Annotated in this window: 13 protein-coding genes and 1 pseudogene; 9 read left to right on the top strand and 5 right to left on the bottom strand. The window is 73.2% G+C overall.

Annotation, left to right across the window (positions count from 1 at the left end; genetic code table 11):
- The first annotated feature begins 7 nt into the window (after nucleotides 1-7).
- From BM142_RS09900 to BM142_RS09940, 9 genes are all read left to right on the top strand, one after another.
- A complete protein-coding gene (locus tag BM142_RS09900; RefSeq protein WP_092196849.1) occupies nucleotides 8-1,120 on the top strand; it encodes an FAD-dependent oxidoreductase in 1,113 nt (370 codons plus the stop codon).
- On the top strand, nucleotides 1,117-2,028 hold the full coding sequence (locus tag BM142_RS09905; RefSeq protein WP_092196852.1) for an alpha/beta hydrolase: 912 nt from the start codon (nucleotides 1,117-1,119) through the stop codon (nucleotides 2,026-2,028). Before BM142_RS09900 ends, BM142_RS09905 begins: the two co-directional genes overlap by 4 nt.
- Nucleotides 2,029-2,032: 4 nt before the next feature.
- Nucleotides 2,033-2,971 carry an MBL fold metallo-hydrolase gene (locus tag BM142_RS09910; RefSeq protein WP_092196855.1) on the top strand — a complete coding sequence of 313 codons (939 nt, stop codon included), beginning with the start codon at nucleotides 2,033-2,035 and terminating at the stop codon, nucleotides 2,969-2,971.
- Complete coding sequence (locus tag BM142_RS09915; RefSeq protein WP_092196858.1) at nucleotides 2,964-4,697, top strand: CocE/NonD family hydrolase; 1,734 nt, start codon at nucleotides 2,964-2,966, stop codon at nucleotides 4,695-4,697. The genes BM142_RS09910 and BM142_RS09915 overlap by 8 nt, the downstream gene beginning before the upstream one ends.
- A gap of 225 nt (nucleotides 4,698-4,922) precedes the next feature.
- Entirely contained in the window at nucleotides 4,923-5,963 is a 1,041-nt protein-coding gene (locus tag BM142_RS09920) for an ABC transporter permease (RefSeq protein WP_092196861.1), read from the top strand.
- Nucleotides 5,964-6,028: 65 nt separating this feature from the next.
- A complete protein-coding gene (locus BM142_RS09925; RefSeq protein WP_092196864.1) occupies nucleotides 6,029-7,183 on the top strand; it encodes a sugar ABC transporter substrate-binding protein in 1,155 nt (384 codons plus the stop codon).
- Nucleotides 7,180-8,793 (top strand): sugar ABC transporter ATP-binding protein, encoded by a 1,614-nt coding sequence (locus tag BM142_RS09930; RefSeq protein WP_254790740.1) that lies wholly within the window; start codon nucleotides 7,180-7,182, stop codon nucleotides 8,791-8,793. The genes BM142_RS09925 and BM142_RS09930 overlap by 4 nt, the downstream gene beginning before the upstream one ends.
- An 82-nt stretch (nucleotides 8,794-8,875) precedes the next feature.
- Nucleotides 8,876-9,460 carry a TetR/AcrR family transcriptional regulator gene (locus BM142_RS09935; protein WP_092196867.1) on the top strand — a complete coding sequence of 195 codons (585 nt, stop codon included), beginning with the start codon at nucleotides 8,876-8,878 and terminating at the stop codon, nucleotides 9,458-9,460.
- Nucleotides 9,461-9,489: 29 nt separating this feature from the next.
- Nucleotides 9,490-9,888: a DoxX family protein gene (locus BM142_RS09940; protein ID WP_092196870.1), complete on the top strand. Its 399-nt coding sequence runs from the start codon at nucleotides 9,490-9,492 to the stop codon at nucleotides 9,886-9,888.
- 31 nt (nucleotides 9,889-9,919) lie between these two features.
- Here the strand turns inward: BM142_RS09940 and BM142_RS25505 are convergent.
- The 5 genes and pseudogenes from BM142_RS25505 to BM142_RS09970 all read right to left on the bottom strand — a co-directional run bounded on the left by BM142_RS25505 (nucleotide 9,920) and on the right by BM142_RS09970 (nucleotide 15,622).
- Nucleotides 9,920-10,432 (bottom strand): annotated as a pseudogene (locus BM142_RS25505) (UGSC family (seleno)protein).
- Nucleotides 10,429-11,826, bottom strand: a complete 1,398-nt coding sequence (locus BM142_RS09955) for a thioredoxin family protein (protein WP_092197119.1) — start codon at nucleotides 11,824-11,826, stop codon at nucleotides 10,429-10,431. The pseudogene BM142_RS25505 and the gene BM142_RS09955 overlap by 4 nt, the downstream one beginning before the upstream one ends.
- 115 nt (nucleotides 11,827-11,941) lie before the next feature.
- Nucleotides 11,942-13,408 (bottom strand): aldehyde dehydrogenase family protein, encoded by a 1,467-nt coding sequence (locus tag BM142_RS09960; RefSeq protein WP_092196879.1) that lies wholly within the window; start codon nucleotides 13,406-13,408, stop codon nucleotides 11,942-11,944.
- Between the two features lie 61 nt (nucleotides 13,409-13,469).
- A complete protein-coding gene (locus tag BM142_RS09965; RefSeq protein WP_092196882.1) occupies nucleotides 13,470-13,934 on the bottom strand; it encodes a MaoC family dehydratase in 465 nt (154 codons plus the stop codon).
- 74 nt (nucleotides 13,935-14,008) lie between these two features.
- Nucleotides 14,009-15,622, bottom strand: coding sequence for an AMP-binding protein (locus tag BM142_RS09970; RefSeq protein WP_092196885.1), 1,614 nt, complete (start codon nucleotides 15,620-15,622; stop codon nucleotides 14,009-14,011).
- Nucleotides 15,623-15,624: the final 2 nt, after the last annotated feature.

Raw genomic sequence — 15,624 nt, forward strand, 5'->3', positions numbered from 1 at the left:
AACGACCATGGACATCACGAATCTGACCATCGCCGTCGTGGGTGCGGGGTACGGCGGTGCCGCGGTCGCCAAGGGCCTCAGCCTGCACGGTGCCGACGTCACCGTGTACGAGCAGGCCACCGAGATCGCCGAGGTCGGCGCCGGCATCGGCCTGCGCCCCTCGACCATGGACCTGTTCCGTCGCTGGGGGATCTTCGACGCGATCGCCCGCGTGAGCTCGCCGAGCGACTACTTCGAGATCCTCACGGCCACCGGCGACCCGATCGCCAAGGACTCGTGGCCGGGGATGGACGACTACGCGGTGAAGACGCACACCCACCTGATCCACCGAGGCGACTTCATCGACGCGCTCACCGGCGTGCTGCCCGACGGCATGATCGAGCTGGGCCACAAGCTGGAGTCGCTCGATGACCGCGGCGCCACCACGGTGCTGCGTTTCACCAACGGCGAGACGGTCGAGGCCGACCTGGTCATCGGCGCGGACGGCATCAAGTCCACCGTCCGCCAGCAGCTGTTCGGCGACCACGAGCCGGTGTTCGCCGGTGAGCACGCCTACCGCGTGGTCATCCCGACCAGCGCCTGCCACGGCATGGTCGTCGACGACAACCTGCGCATGTACATCGGCCGCGGCACGAAGGTCTACCTGCTGCCGCTGCGGCACCGCGACGGGCTCTCCTTCGACGTCACCGCGCTGGACGCCGACGGCACCTGGGTGCCGCAGGTGACCAAGGAGGACCTGCTATCCAAGGTCGAGGGCTTCGACGAGCGGATCGTCGCGATCGCCCGCGACCTGGACCTCTCGACCGTCAACGTCCGGGCCGTCTACGACATCGACCCGGTCGACACCTGGCACACCGGCTCGGTGACCCTGCTGGGCGACTCCGCCCACGCGATGCTGCACCACCAGGGGCAGGGCGCGAACTCGGCGATCATGGACGCCGGCGCACTGGTGGACGCCCTGCTCGCTGCCGACTCGGTGCCGGCCGCGCTCGCCGCCTTCCAGGCCGAGCGCAAGCCGGTCACCGACGAGCTGCAGGCCATCTCCCGTCACGGCTGGACCGACGACGAGCTCGACGATGTCTTCCCCGGCCAGAAGCCCGCAGCGCAGGCCACCCGATGACCCTGCACCCCCAGGTCGCGGCCGCGCTGGCATCGATGCCGGCGCCGCCCCCCGGACCGCTGGACGCGGTGGCCATGCGCGCGGCCGAGGAGGCGCACGTCCCGCCGCTCGCCGAGCGGCCGTCGCTGCACGCGGTCGAGGACCGGGACGCGGACGGCGTCCCGGTGCGGATCTACACGCCGGTCGAGGCCGACACCTGCGGCCTGCTCGTCTACTTCCACGGCGGCGCGTTCTTCCTCGGCAGCCTGGAGACCCACGACCACGTCGCCCGGAACCTGGCGAAGGAGACCGGCCTGACCGTCGTCTCCGTCGGCTACCGGCGGGCGCCCGAGGCGGCGTTCCCGGCCGGGCTGCAGGACTGCTACGCCGTCGTCCGCTGGGCCGCGGAGCACGGCGACGAGCTCGGCTGGGACGGCGGGACGCTCGCGATCGCCGGGGACAGCTCGGGCGGCACGTTCGTGGCCGCGGTCGCCGCGATGGCGCACGACGACGGGTTCGGTGCGATCACCCACCAGGTGCTCTTCTACCCCTCGCTCGACCTGGATTTCGACGAGGACCGCTACCCCTCGCTGCGGGAGAACGCCGTGGGCTACGGGATGGAGACCGCGGGGCTGAGGCCGTTCAACGCCTTCTACCTCGACAGCGGCGCCGACCCGGCCGACCCGCTGGTCTCACCGATCAAGCGCGCCGACCTGTCCGGGCTGCCCCCGGCGCTGGTGGTCACCGCGGAGCACGACCCGCTGCGCGACGAGGGCGAGCTGTACGGCCGCCGTCTGCAGGAGGCCGGGGTGCCGGCCACGGTGTCGCGCTACGACGGCGCCGGGCACGGCTTCGTGCAGCACTTCTCCTGGATCCCGGAGTTCGCCCGGGTCCACCGGGAGACCGCGGACTTCCTGCGGGGGCGCTGACCACATGGCCGTCGACATCCACCCGCTGGTCTCGCCCTGGGGCCGGTTCGGGCTCTACAGCTTCTTCCTCGACGCTCCGGAGCCGGCGATCGTCGACACCGGCGTCGCCTCCTCCCCCGCCGAGGGCATGGCTCCGGCACTCGAGGCCCTCGGCCGGCGGATCGAGGACGTCCGCTGGATCCTGCTCACCCACGGGCACGTCGACCACGTCGGCGGCGCGCACGCGCTGTGGGAGCTGACCGGCCGCCGCGCGCAGGTGGTGATCGCCGAGGCCGACGCGCGCTACCTGCGCTCCCGCCGCGCGCACGTGCAGAACTATCTGGACGTGCGGGCGCGGTACCTGTCCGACCCGGAGGCCGAAGAGAAGCAGACCGGCATGGCGTCCGGCGCGATCTCCGGTGAGATGGAGCCGCACGTGCTCGTCCGCGGGGGCGAGACGCTGTCCCTGGGCGGCGACGTCACCGTCTCGGTGCACGCGATCCCGGGCCACACCGCCGGCTCGGTCGCCTACGTCGTCGACGGTCAGGACGACGTCTTCGTCGGTGACGCGGTCCAGGTGCACGGAGCGGCCAACGGCTTCCCCGGGTACGAGGACCCGCGGGCCTACCGGTCGAGCCTCGAGCACCTGCGCGACGTCGTCCGGCCGCGGCACCTGTACCTCGGCCATCCGTACCGGACCGCCGAGGGCGTGCCGTACGGCGTCGAGCTCGACCGGGTGCAGGCGCAGGAGGCGCTGCAGGGCAGCCTCGACATCGAGGCGCGCATCGCCGCGGCCGCGGGCCAGCACCCGCCGCAGGACGACGACTCGACGTACTCGCCGTTCGCCGGGGTCGCCGACGAGCTCGGCTACACCGGCGACCCCACACTCGAGCCGTCGCCGTTCTTCACGACGCTGCACGGCTACCGCACCCTGCACGAGAAGGAGTGGCGCACGCATGCCTGACATCCGTCGGATCGAGGCGGGCGGGCAGCAGATCGCCGTCCGCAAGGACCTGCGGGTCCCGATGCGCGACGGCGTCGCGCTGGCCGCCGACGCCTATGCCGGCGTCGAGGACAGGCCCCGCCCGGCCCTGGTGGCGCTCAGCCCCTACGGCAAGGAACTGCAGGCCCTTGCGCTCACCATGCCGCCGCAGCGACGGCCCAGTCCGATGTGGGACGGCTGCATCGAGGCCGGCGACATCGCCCGCGTCGTCGCCGAGGACTACGTCCACGTCATCGGCGACCTGCGCGGTTCCGGGGCGTCGGAGGGGACGCACGTCGGCAACTACAACGCCGGCGGCGTGCCGCTGGGCCAGGACGCCTACGACTTCATCGAGTGGGTCGCCGCGCAGCCGTGGTGCGACGGCAACGTCGGCATGATCGGCATCTCCTACTACGGGTCGATGCAGGTGCTGGCCGCCGCCGAGCGGCCGCCGTCGCTCAAGGCCATCTTCGTCAGCGGCGGGCACTTCGACTTCTACGAGACGACCTACCACGGCGGCGTCATGTGGTTCATGCCACGGGCCGCGCGCGAAGGCCGGGGCGGTGACTCCGGCTGGGCGTTCACCGACCGGATCACCTCGCGGATGCTGGAGACGTACTCCGCCGACGAGGTCGCGAAGCGGGTCGCCGAGCGGCTCGCCGACCCCGACGTCGCCGCCTGGCCCAACCTCGTGCACGTGCTGCACTACCCGAAGCACCACGAGGCCTGGTTCGACATCGTGCTCAACGACCTCGACGGCGAGTGGTACGAGGAGCGCAACCCGATCAACCTGGCCCGGAGCATCGACATCCCGGTCCACCTGCAGATCGACCAGGGCCGTGGCTGGACCGTCGACGGCCACATCGAGCTGTTCGAGACCCTGACGGGCCCGAAGAAGCTGGTCATCGGCTCCTACCCGCCCATGCAGTCGCGCCCCTGGGTCGAGGAGCACGACGAGATGTTCCGCTGGTACGAGTACTGGCTGAAGGGCGTCGACAACGGGGTCATGGACGAGCCGCCGGTCAGCGTGTTCGTCGAGGGATCCCGCGAGGTGGTCACCGCCTCCCAGTGGCCGCCGAAGGGGGTCGAGCACCGCCCGCTGTACCTGCGCCCCCGCGGGAAGCTGGCCGCCCGGGCGGAGCTCATGGGCCCCGAGCACGCGGCCCCGGACGGCTTCTACCAGGCCCCGCTCACGGTGACCGACGAGGTGCAGCTCGTCAGCTGGAGCACCCCACCGGTCGAGGAGCCGACGGAGCTGATCGGTACCGGCGCCGCGCACCTGTTCGTCGAGATCGACCAGCCGGACACCAACTTCATCCTCCGGCTGTGGGACACCGCCCCGGACGGGAGACGCCAGCTCCTCACCACCGGGTACCTCAAGGCCTCGCACCGGGAGCTGGACGAGGAGCGGTCCACCGAGGGCAACCCGTACCACCCGCACACGCGGGCGGTTCCGGTGGAGCCCGGGGTGATCGAGGAGTACGTGCTGCGGCTCTACCCGTTCGCGGCGACGGTCCTGCCCGGTCACCGGCTGGTGGCCGAGCTGTCCAACGACGAGCCGCTGGCCGACGAGCACAACTCGCTGCTGCCACCGGACGCCTTCCACCTGCCCGTGGGCCGGCCGGTGACGCACAAGATCTACCGCGACGCCGAGCACCCGTCGCGGCTCGTGCTGCCCTTCACCACCCCGTCGGCGGCGGCCGGGTAGCCCGCCGACCGGCCACGCCTGGCATGGCCGCGACGTCCAGCACCCCGGGACGTCGCGGCCGCCGGCATGCCCGCACGTGCCTCTGACCAGCGGGTTCGCCGCCGCGGCCGCCGTTCCCGAGTTGTGACACGACGTATCGGCGCTGCTATTGACACTGTGTCTAGTCAACTGTCAGCCTGTCTCGACTGTTAGCTCCGCCACAACGACGCGCCGCAGGAGGCCGCCGTGCCCGCCGTACCCGCACCCGCTCCGACGCCCGCCCCCGCGGCGCCGCCGGAGACCCACGAGGCGCCCGCAGCCCCTGGCCGCTCCAGTGGCCCGTCGCCGGTCGGCATGTTCGCCTCCCGCTTCGCCGTCATCGGGGTCTGGCTGGCGCTGATCGCCGTCTACGGCGTGCTGAGGCCCGACACGTTCCTCACCACCGGCACCTTCCAGACGATCTTCGGCAGCCAGCTCGCGCTGGTGTTCCTCACCGCCGCCCTGCTGTGCACCATCTGCGTCGGCGAGTTCGTCGACCTCTCCGTCGCCTCCGTGCTCGGGCTGTCGGCCACGCTGCTCCCGGTCCTGGTCGTCGACCACGGGTGGAACGTCTGGGCGGCCTCCGTCGCCGCCGTCGCGGCCGGCGCCCTCGTGGGCGCGGTCAACGGCTTCCTCGTCGTCCGGCTGGGCGTGAACACCATCGTCGTCACCCTCGGCATGGGCACCCTGCTGCTCGGCGTCGCACTCTGGATGACGAACCTGACCGCGAAGAGCGGGCTGCCGCGGGAGTTCGGCGAGGTCTCGCTGTACCGCGTGGCCGGCCTGCCACTCGGCTTCTACTGGGGCCTGGCCCTCATGCTGGTGTTCGGCTACGTGCTCGCCGTCACCCCGCTCGGCCGCAACATGCGCTTCGTCGGGGCCAACCGCGAGGTCAGCCGGCTCGCCGGGGTGCGGGTCGACCGCATCCGGTTCGGCGCGTTCGTCGCCGCCGGGACCATCTGCGGGCTCGGCGGCGTGCTCGCCGCCGCGGCCGTGGGCGGCTTCGACCCGACGACGTCGCAGAGCTACCTGCTGCCCACCTTCGCCGCGACGTTCCTCGGCACCGCGGTGCTGCAGCCGGGCCGGTTCAACCCGCTCGGGACGCTCATCGCCGTCTACTTCCTGGCCACCGGCATCCTCGGCCTCAACCTGCTCGGCTACACCGGCTGGGTCACCAGCGTCTTCTACGGCGGGGTCCTCGTCGTCGCCGTGACCGTCTCCTCGCTGCTGCACCGCCGCGCCGGCTGACCCTCCCCGCACCCGCACTCCCCTCCCCCTGGGCACTGCCGCCCACGTCGAAAGGTGATCCCCCCATGCGCACTCGCCGGTACGGCTCCACCGGGGCTGCGGCCCTCGCGGTCGCCCTGCTCGCCGCCTGCTCCTCCGGCACCACCGATGCCTCCGGCGGGTCGGACGGCGGCGCCAGCGCCGACGGCCCGCTCGCCGAGGTGGTGGCCGACGTCGACGCCGCCGCCCAGGCCCGGGACACCTTCGCGGTCCCCAGCGAGCCGGTCGACGTCTCCGGCTGGGAAGGGAGGACGGTCTACTACGTGCCGATCACCGCGCAGATCAGCGTCTTCCAGGTGTACGGCGAGAAGATCGGCGAGGCGCTCGAGACCGTCGGCGCCGACCTGCAGATCTGCGACGGCGGCTCCAACCCCTCGCAGATCTCCGGCTGCATCGACCAGGCGGTCGGCGCCTCGGCCGCCGCGATCATCACCGACAACGTGCCCTACGGGATGGCCGCCAACGCCCTGGACGGCGCACGGTCCGCCGGCATCCCGGTGCTCATCGCCAACCAGCTCCCCGACCCGGCGCACCCGGCCGACGAGTCGCTGGCCTACGTCGAGGGCCCCGCCACGGAGATGATCACCAGCGTCGCCGACTGGGTGGTCGCCGACTCCGACGGCGAGGCCACCGTCGTGCTGCAGAAGGTGACCGACAACCCCTCGACCATCGCCTGGGCAGAGGCGGCCGAGCAGCGGATCGACGAGCGCTGCCCGGACTGCACCGTCGTCGTCAACGAGGTCTCGGCGTCGAACTTCCCGCTGATCCCGTCGTCGACCAGCTCGGCACTCCTCGCCAATCCCGACGCGCGTTACGTGCTGGCCGAGTTCGAGCACTTCGTGCAGCCCACCCTCGGCGGCATCCAGCAGAGCCCGAACGCCGCCGACATCAAGATCGTGGCCAGCGCCGCGACCCTGAGCGGACTGCAGATGCTCGCCGACGGCGCCCAGCTGCACGCCGACGCCGGGCAGAACTTCGCGTTCCAGGGCTGGGCCACCGCCGACGCGCTGTTCCGCCTCGTGGCCGGCCAGGAGATCCCGGAGTACGACTACTCCTTCCGCCTGTTCACGCAGGACAACGTCGCCGACCTCGACCTCAGCGACGAGGGCCAGGCGTCGGGCTCCTGGTACGGCCCGACCGACTACGCCGACGAGTTCGCAGCGCTCTGGGTCGAGGGGTGAGCCTCGCCGGAACCGCCGAACGCGGGCCCTCCCCGGCCGGGAGCTCCCTGACCGGAGCCCGCCTGGAGGTCCGGTCGGTCTCCAAGACCTTCGGCCGCCACCAGGCGCTGTCCGCGGTGTCGCTGGAGGTGGCGCCCGGCGAGATCCACGGGCTCATCGGGCAGAACGGCTCCGGCAAGTCCACCCTCGCCAAGATCCTCACCGGGTACCACGCGCCCGATCCCGGCGGACAGGTCCTGGTGGACGGGCAGCAGCTGCGGCTGCCCGTCCGCCCCCGCGAGGCCGCGGTGCGCGGACTCGCGGTGGTCCACCAGAGCCTGGGCCTGGTCGACGACCTCACCGTGGTGGAGAACCTCCGGGTGGGCCGGTTCCGTGCGAACCGGCTCACCCGGGCCATCCGCTGGGACGACGAGCGCCGGGACGCCGAGGCGGTGCTCGAGCGCCTCGGCCGACCGGTGCGGCTGGACGTCCGCGTGGCCGAGCTCTCCGAGGAGGAACGGGCGACGGTCGCCATCGCGCGCGCCCTGCAGGACGCCACGCCCGGGCGGGGGCTCGTCGTCTTCGACGAGTCCACCCGCTCGCTGAGCCGGGCCAGCCTCGAGCACTTCTACGACCTGCTCGAGGACGTCGTCGCCACCGGGACGGCGGCGCTGCTGATCAGCCACCACATGGAGGAGGTGCTGGAGGCGACCGACCGGGTGACCGTGCTCCGCGACGGGGTGGTCGTCGAGGGCGGGCTCCCCACCGCGGGCCTGACCGAGAACGACCTCGTGCGGGCGATCATGGGGCGCTCGCTCGAGCAGCTCCCCGCCCGCCCGGCCTGCCCCCGTCGCCGCGTCGGCGACGCCGTCACCGTCCGGGGCCTCCGTGGAGAGCTCCTGGACGGCGTCGACCTCGAGCTGCACCCCGGCGAGGTGGTCGGGGTGACCGGTCTGGCCGGGTCGGGCCACGACGAGCTGCCCTACCTGCTCACCGGCGCCCGTCCGGCCCGGGACGGCACCCTGCAGCTCGGCGACGACACGCACGATCTGGCGCGCTTCGAGGTCGGGACGGCGATGGCGGCCGGGGTGGCGCTGGTCCCGGAGGGCCGCGAGCACGCCGGCCTGGCGCTGGACCTCACCGTGGCCGACAACGTGCTGCTGCCGCGGCGCCGCTCCCGCTCCGCCGTCCTGCCGGTCGAGCGGTCGGCCGAGACCGCCGTCGTCGGCGAGTGGGTGCAGCGGCTCGACGTCCGTCCCCCGGACCCGGCGCAGGTCGTCGGGAAGCTCAGCGGTGGCAACCAGCAGAAGGTGCTGCTCGCCAAGTGGCTGGCCACCGCCCCTCGGCTGCTCGTCCTGCACGAGCCGACCCAGGCGGTGGACGTGGGTGCCCGCCGGACGATCGGCGAGGCCGTCCGCCGGGCGGCGGACGAGGGCTGCGCCGTCCTCGTCGCGGGCACCGACGAGACCGAGCTGACCATGCTCTGCGACCGGGTGCTGGTCTTCCGGGACGGTCGCCCGGCGGCCGAGCTGACCGGGGACTTCACGCCCGACGAGGTCGTCGAGGCGATCTTCTCCGGGCACATCCGCAAGCGGCTGCGGTCGGCGTCCCCGCCGGCCGGGGACGGTTGAGGGTGCCGATGTCCCGGCCGTCGAGCCGGCACGCCCCCGCACCTGGGGCTCGACGGCGTTCCGCTCTGCCTAAGGTTGCGTCGTGAACCTCCGCCAAGCGCAGAAGCGCCTGACCAGCGAGCTGCTGCTCAAGGAGGGCCTGGCGCTGTTCGAGGCCAAGGGCTACGCGGCGACGACGATCGACGACATCGCCGCCGCCGCGGGCACCACCCGCCAGACCTTCTACCAGCACTTCGCCTCGAAGGCCGCGCTGATGAAGCAGCTCATCACCGCGGTCGACGAGCTGCTGATCGCCGTCGACGACCCGCGGCTGTCAGCCGTCGTCGAGTCCGGCGACCGGGCCAAGATCCACGCCTGGCTGGGCAAGAAGATCGACCAGTGGCCGGCGATCAAGCCCTACGTCACCGCCGCGCACGAGGCGGCCGCGCAGGACGCCGAGATCCAGGACGCCATCGACGTCTGGTTCGAGAGCGCGATCACCGACATCCACCGGGGGCTGGACGCGGCGGACCGCTTCACCCCGTCCTCGCGCCGGGTGCGGGGCACCCTCGCCTTCGGCCAGCTGGAGTTCGCCTCGACACGGTGGATGCGGCACGGCTGGGACGTCGACCGCGACGAGACCCACGCCGTGCTCACCGAGTCCTGGCTCGCACTGCTCGTCGGCTGACCCGCCCGGGCCCCGCCTACGGTGGGCACATGACCGTCGCCCGGACCGCCGCCCGGTTGCTGCTCGGCGCGACCATGGTGGGCGCCGGGGTGCTGCACCTGACGGCCCAGCGCCAGGAGTTCCGGGCCCAGGTGCCCGAGTGGTTCCCCGTCGACGAGGACCTCACCGTGCTGGGCTCCGGCGTCGCCGAGATCGCCCTGGGCACGGCCTTCGTCCTGCTCCCCCGCCGGCGGCGGCTCGTCGGCGGGTTGCTGGCGGCGTTCTTCGTGGTGATCTTCCCGGGCAACGTCGCGCAGTACCTGGAGGGCACCGACGCGTTCGGACTCGACACCGACACCAAGCGCCTGGTCCGGCTCTTCTTCCAGCCGTTGCTCGTCCTCTGGGCCCTGTTCGGCGGCGGCTGGTTGCGGTCCCGCCGACACGGGTGACCACCGGAAGGACCGATCCCCCGGCCGCGTTTCAGGCGGTCAGCGCGGCGACCACCTGCGGGTGGATCCGCTCGGCGGTGGCCCGCAGCTCCTCGTCCGTGCGGTCCTGCACCGGGTGCGGCACCAGCACGAACGGGGCCGGGAAGCCCAGCGCCTCGCCCTGCAGGCGGGCGGCGTCGGCGAAGGCCTCGCTGGCGAGGAAGAGACCCACCACGCCGCGGCGCTCGAGGTCGGCGATGTCGTGCACACTGCACGACGTGCACGAGCCCTAATCGGCCAGCGCCTCGATGACCACCTCGCACTGCTCGGCGATCTCGTGCCGCAGGTCGACCGGCGCGGTCCGGGCGAACGTGGGCTTGCGGTACCGGTGCACCACGGCGCCGTCGGCGGTGAGCAGCTCCTCGAGACGGTCCAGGACCACGTCGCCCCGTGCCTTGCTGATGTCGAGCAGCCCCACGCGCCGGCCCCGCAGCGAGGACGGGCGGGGCAGCAGCTCGCGTGCCGACGTCTGCCGCTCGCCGGTCGGGTCCAGGACGGTTCTCATGCGTGCACCTCTCTGCTGACCGGGGAGCTCCCGGCCTCCCCGGACACCCACCCGCCGATGATCGCGCTGAACAGTCCGGCGTCGCCGCCCGCGTGCGCCACCAGCAGGCCGCCGGGTCGGAACTTGGGCAGGTCGGCGCCCGCCAGGTTGGCGGGCACGCCTTCGGCCATCCCCCCGACGCCGCGCAGCAGTTCCCCGGCGGGCAGGGTGAGCAGGCCGTCCAGCTCGGCGAGCAGCCGGGCCCGGTCCCAGCCGGCCTCCCGGAACACCCGCCCGTGCTCCGGGGAGACGACGAGCATCGCGTCGAAGGCCATCGGCAGTTTCGGGTGCGCGTTGACCCGCAGGCAGGCGGCGAACGTCCGGGCCAGCGACTCCGGGTCCCGGCTGAGCTGGTCGACCACCGGCTGCACCCCCGACCCGGCGAAGAGCGTGACCGCGTCGCCGGGGACGCCGCGGTCGGCGGCCAGCGGCGCGAACGGGCTGTCCTCCTCCCGCTCGGCGAAGCAGAAGGTGGTCTTGCCCGGATTGCCCAGGGTCGCCCGGTCCACCTCCCCCGGCCGTCCCCCGCCGACGTTGCGCTCGACGAGCTGCAGCGCCCGGCCGATCGTCGCGTTGGCCCGGTTCCCCTGGCCGAGGGCGTTGACGCCGCTGTTCATCCCGATCCGCCGGGCCACGGGACCGTTGACGACGATCAGCGGGCCGGAGAAGTACGTCGTGGCCAGCAGCCCGTGCAGCGCGAACTCCTCCGCGCAGGCGGCCTCGAGCGCGGCCAGCACGACCGGCAGGTGCTCGGGCAGGCAGCCGGCCATGACCGCGTTGACGGCGACCTTCTCGACGGTGCACTCCACGAGGTCCGGCGGCACGACGGCCACCACCTCCCGCGGGTCCCGCGGCGTGCCACGCAGCATCCGCAGCACCCGCTCGGGGGTCGGTGGGACGACGGGCAGCCCGTCGGTCCAGCCGCGGTCGAACAGCGCCTCGTGCTCGTCCTCGAGGTCGGCCAGCTCCACCCGTCGGCTGCTCAGCCCGCTGCCGCCGTACCGCGCCTCCAGTGCGTCGATCCGGCCCGGGTCCACCGACAGCGACCCGCAGCCGGGCCGGTGCTCGGGCAGCCCGGGTCCGAGCCCGGTCACGCCGGTGAGGCCCTCCCACTGCTCCCGGCTCCAGCCGACCACCCGGGCCGTCTCGGTCCCGCCCTCCACCCGCATCAGCGTCGGGACGGTCTCGATCCCCAGCCGGTAGGACAGTTCCAGCTCGGTGTCGTCGCCGTCGAACCAGCCGGCGTCGTCCTGGCACCAGACGGCGGCACCCAGCTCGCGCAGCACCGGCTCGACCAGCACGCAGGTCGGGCAGTCGCGCTTGACCACCGCGACGAGTCCGTCCGAGAGCAGCACGCTGCCGACCGTAGCGCCCACGCCCTCCGACGGCGCCCCCGAGGCAGGGGCGCGGAAAACCGACGGCCCCCGCGATGCCGGTGCACCGCGGGGGCCGTCGGACGTGCCGCCGACGTCAGGCGAGGGAGATGATCACCGACTTGCTGCGGGTGTAGGCCTCGAGCCCCTCGGGGCCGTTCTCCCGGCCGTAGCCGGAGTCGCCGACGCCGCCGAACGGCAGGGCGGGGTCGAGCATCGCCCAGTCGTTGATCCAGACGATCCCGGCCTTCAGCGCGGCGGCCACCCGGTGCGCCCGGGCCAGGTTCGTCGTGTGCAGCCCCGCGGCCAGCCCGTAGGGGGTGCTGTTGGCCAGCGCGACGGCCTCCTCCTCGGTGTCGAAGGCCTGCACGGTGACGACCGGGCCGAAGATCTCCTCCTGCACCGCGCGCGATTCGTTGGGCAGGCCGGTGATCACCGTCGGCTCGTAGAAGAATCCGCCGGCCGACTCGCGGCGCTTGCCGCCGGCGACGACCTTGCCGCCGTCCTCCCGGGCGATGGCGACGTAGCGCTCCACGTTCTGCAGGTGCCGCTCGGCGGCCATCGGGCCGATGACCGTGCCTGGGTCGAACGGGTCGCCGACCGGGACGCCGGGGACGGCGTCGGTGAGGATGCCGACCAGGGTGTCGTGCAGCGGGCGGGCCACGAGCAGCCGCGGCGCGCCCATGCAGAACTGCCCGGTGTTGAACACGAAGCCCTTGATCGCCGCCCCGACGGCCTTCTCCAGGTCGGCGTCGTCGAAGACGATCTGCGGCGCGTTGCCGCCGAGCTCCAGCGTGAGCGGGGTGAGGTTCCGGCCGGCGGACTCCGCGACCGAGCGCCCGACTGCCGTCGACCCGGTGAAGGTCACCTTGTCGACGTCCGGGTGCGCCACGAGAGCCTGCGCCATCTCCGGGGACGCGCCGGTGAGGACGTTCACCGTGCCGGCCGGCACCCCGGCCTCGGTGAGGATGCGCGCCATCAGCAGGGCCGACAGCGGGGTGTCCGGCGCCGGCTTGTGCACGACGGTGTTGCCGGCCGCCAGCGCCGGGGCGATCTTGGCGCTGCTGAGGATCAGCGGGAAGTTGAACGGCGTCACGACCGCCACGACGCCGAGGGCCTCCCGACGGGTGTAGGCGTGCGACGGGATGCCGACCGGCCGGACGGACCCGTCGATGCTCTGCGCCAGGGCCGAGTAGTACTCGTAGGTCTCGGCCGCGGTGTTCACGTCCACGGCGGCGCACAGCGAGACCGGCTTCCCGACGTCGACGCTCTCCACGGCCGTGAGCTCGGCCGCGTGCTCGCGGATCAGGTCGGCCACGCGGTGCAGCACGCGGGCCCGGTCGCGGGGCGAGGTGCGCGCCCACTCCCCCGTGTCGTACGCCGTGCGGGCCGCGGCGACGGCGCGGTCGACGTCCTCGATCGTCGCGTCGGCCACGGTGGTCGCCACCTGGCCGGTGGACGGGTCGACGACGTCCATCCGGCCCCCGCCGGTGGACTCGACCCACTCGCCCCCGATCAGCAGGCGGCCCGGGTCGAGGGTGGGGCGGGTGATCGGCTGGGTCATGGGTGCTCGCTCTCTCCCGGGTGCGACGGTGCGCCCGGGCCGGATGAGGGGGACGGGCGGATCAGAGGTAGTAGCGGACGACGATCGTGGCCACGCACGCGGGCTTCGTGCCGCCCTCCACCTCGAAGGTGGCCGAGGTCTGCAGCTGCACGCCACCGGGGACGTCGGTGACCGAGTCGACGACGGCGCGCGCCCGCAGCTTGCTGCCGACCGGCACCGGCGAGGGGAAGCGCACCTTCTCGGTGCCGTAGTTGACGCCCATCCCGAACCCGGTGACGTTCATGATCTGCGGCGCCAGCCGCGGCCACAGCGACAGGGTGAGGTAGCCGTGGGCGATCGGGCCGCCGAACGGGCTCTCCTTGGTCGCGCGCTCGACGTCGACGTGGATCCACTGGTGGTCACCGGTGGCGTCGGCGAAGAGGTTGACCATGTCCTGGGTGATCTCGACCCAGTCGCTGGGGCCGAGCTCCTTGCCGGCGAGGCTCTTCGCGCCCTCGACGCCGTCGACGCTGATGGGGGTGGCCATGGGGATCTCCTGTTTCCTCGGGGTGCTGGGCCGGCCGCGCCGGTCCAGGGGTGTGCCGGTCGTGTGGGTGCGGTCTAGGGGGTGTGCTGGGCGACGTCGCGCGCCCAGGAGAGGTCGGCCTTGCCGGACGGGCTGCGCCTGAGCTCGTCGACGACGACCAGCTCGCGCGGGCGCTTGTGATCGGCCAGCCGCGCGCCCACGTAGGCGGCGGCCTCCTCGTCGGTGAGCGTGGCGCCGGGGCGCAGCGAGACGACGGCGACGATCCGCGATCCCCACCGCTGGTCGGGCGCACCGACGACGATCGCGTCCCGGACCGCCGGATGGGTGAGCAGCAGCTGCTCGACCTCCTCGGCGTGCACCTTCTCGCCGCCGGTGTTGATCACCCGGCTGCCACGGCCGTGGAACACCACGGTCCCGTCGGCGTCCAGGCTGGCCATGTCACCGGGGACGACCCACCGGGTCCCGCCGAACTCGCGGAACGTCGCGGCGGTAGCCGCGTCGTCGCCCTGGTACCGGATGTGCGCGTCCACCGGGGCGGCGAGGAACCCGAGCTCGCCCGAGCCCGGTGTGACGGGCCGGCCGGCGTCGTCGATCACCTGGGCGCCCGGGAACAACCGGAAGCGGGCGGTCTCGGCCGGATCGCCGCGGCGGGTCTCCTGCACGGCGTACGGGCCGCCCTCGGAGGAGGCGACCAGGTCGCGGCAGACCAGGTCGGCGTGGTGCAGCAGCCGCTGCTTGACGTCGGCACTCCAGGTGACCCCGACGCTGATGATCCGCCGCATGGTGCTCAGGTCGTAGGGCCGGCCGGCCGCCTCGGCGGCGTCGAGCGCGTCGGCCAGCGGCCGGGCGAAGACGTCGCCGACGATCGAGACGGTGTCGACCCGCTCGCGCGCGACCGTCGCCGCCAGCTCGTCGGCGTCGTAGGACCTCGACGGCAGGTAGACCACCCGCCCGCCGGCCAGCAGCGCGCCGAGGGTGGTGTACATGCCGGTCGCGTGCATCAGCGGCGGCGCGGGCAGGCAGACCATCGCGTCGCGGTCGGTGCCGAGCCGCTCCAGCGTCGACCGCAGCTCCGCCAGGGTCCGGGGCAGCGGCTCCCCCAGCAGCAGCAGCCCGTTGGCGCTGCAGGTGGCGAACAGGCCGGAGTGCCGGGAGAGGACGCCCTTGGGCCGGCCGGTGGTGCCGCCGGTGTACATCAGCCAGTGGTCGTTCCCGCGCTCGATGCGCGGCGCCGGCTCGGCGGCGGCGAGGGCCTGCTCGTAGTCGGCCGCCCACGCCGGCGCGGCGTCCGGCCCGCCGACCTGGACCAGCGCGCGGAGCCCGGGGAGGTCGCCCCGGGCCTCGCCGAACCGCTCGGCGAGCGAGGCGTCGAAGACAACCGCCTCGGCCCGCGCGTCGTCGAGCAGCTGCACGAGCTCCTCGCGCCGGTACCGGTAGTTCACGTTCAGCGGGACGGCGCGGAGCTTGAGGATCGCGTAGACGCTCTCCACGTACTCGATGCCGTTGTAGAGGGCGACCGCCACCCGCGACTCCGGGCCGATGCCCTGCCCGGCCAGGTGCGCGGCCAGCCGTGCCGCCCGCGCGTCGAGCTCCGCCCAGGTCCGGGTGCGCGACCCGTGGCTCACCGCGAGCCGGTCGCGCCGCAGGTCCCCCACCGTCTCCAGGACGGTCGCGAAGCTCTCGTTCACGC

This window comes from Blastococcus tunisiensis, from assembly GCF_900112815.1.
GTDB classification, from domain to species: Bacteria; Actinomycetota; Actinomycetes; order Mycobacteriales; family Geodermatophilaceae; genus Blastococcus_B; species Blastococcus_B tunisiensis.

What these genes read in the sequence shown, in the direction of transcription:
- BM142_RS09900 (WP_092196849.1), top strand. Translation starts at nt 8, where the DNA reads ATGGACATCACGAATCTGACCATCGCCGTCGTGGGTGCGGGGTACGGC.
- BM142_RS09960 (WP_092196879.1), bottom strand. Translation starts at nt 13,408, where the DNA reads ATGACCCAGCCGATCACCCGCCCCACCCTCGACCCGGGCCGCCTGCTG.
- BM142_RS09905 (WP_092196852.1), top strand. Translation starts at nt 1,117, where the DNA reads ATGACCCTGCACCCCCAGGTCGCGGCCGCGCTGGCATCGATGCCGGCG.
- BM142_RS09940 (WP_092196870.1), top strand. Translation starts at nt 9,490, where the DNA reads ATGACCGTCGCCCGGACCGCCGCCCGGTTGCTGCTCGGCGCGACCATG.
- BM142_RS09910 (WP_092196855.1), top strand. Translation starts at nt 2,033, where the DNA reads ATGGCCGTCGACATCCACCCGCTGGTCTCGCCCTGGGGCCGGTTCGGG.
- BM142_RS09965 (WP_092196882.1), bottom strand. Translation starts at nt 13,934, where the DNA reads ATGGCCACCCCCATCAGCGTCGACGGCGTCGAGGGCGCGAAGAGCCTC.
- BM142_RS09915 (WP_092196858.1), top strand. Translation starts at nt 2,964, where the DNA reads ATGCCTGACATCCGTCGGATCGAGGCGGGCGGGCAGCAGATCGCCGTC.
- BM142_RS09925 (WP_092196864.1), top strand. Translation starts at nt 6,029, where the DNA reads ATGCGCACTCGCCGGTACGGCTCCACCGGGGCTGCGGCCCTCGCGGTC.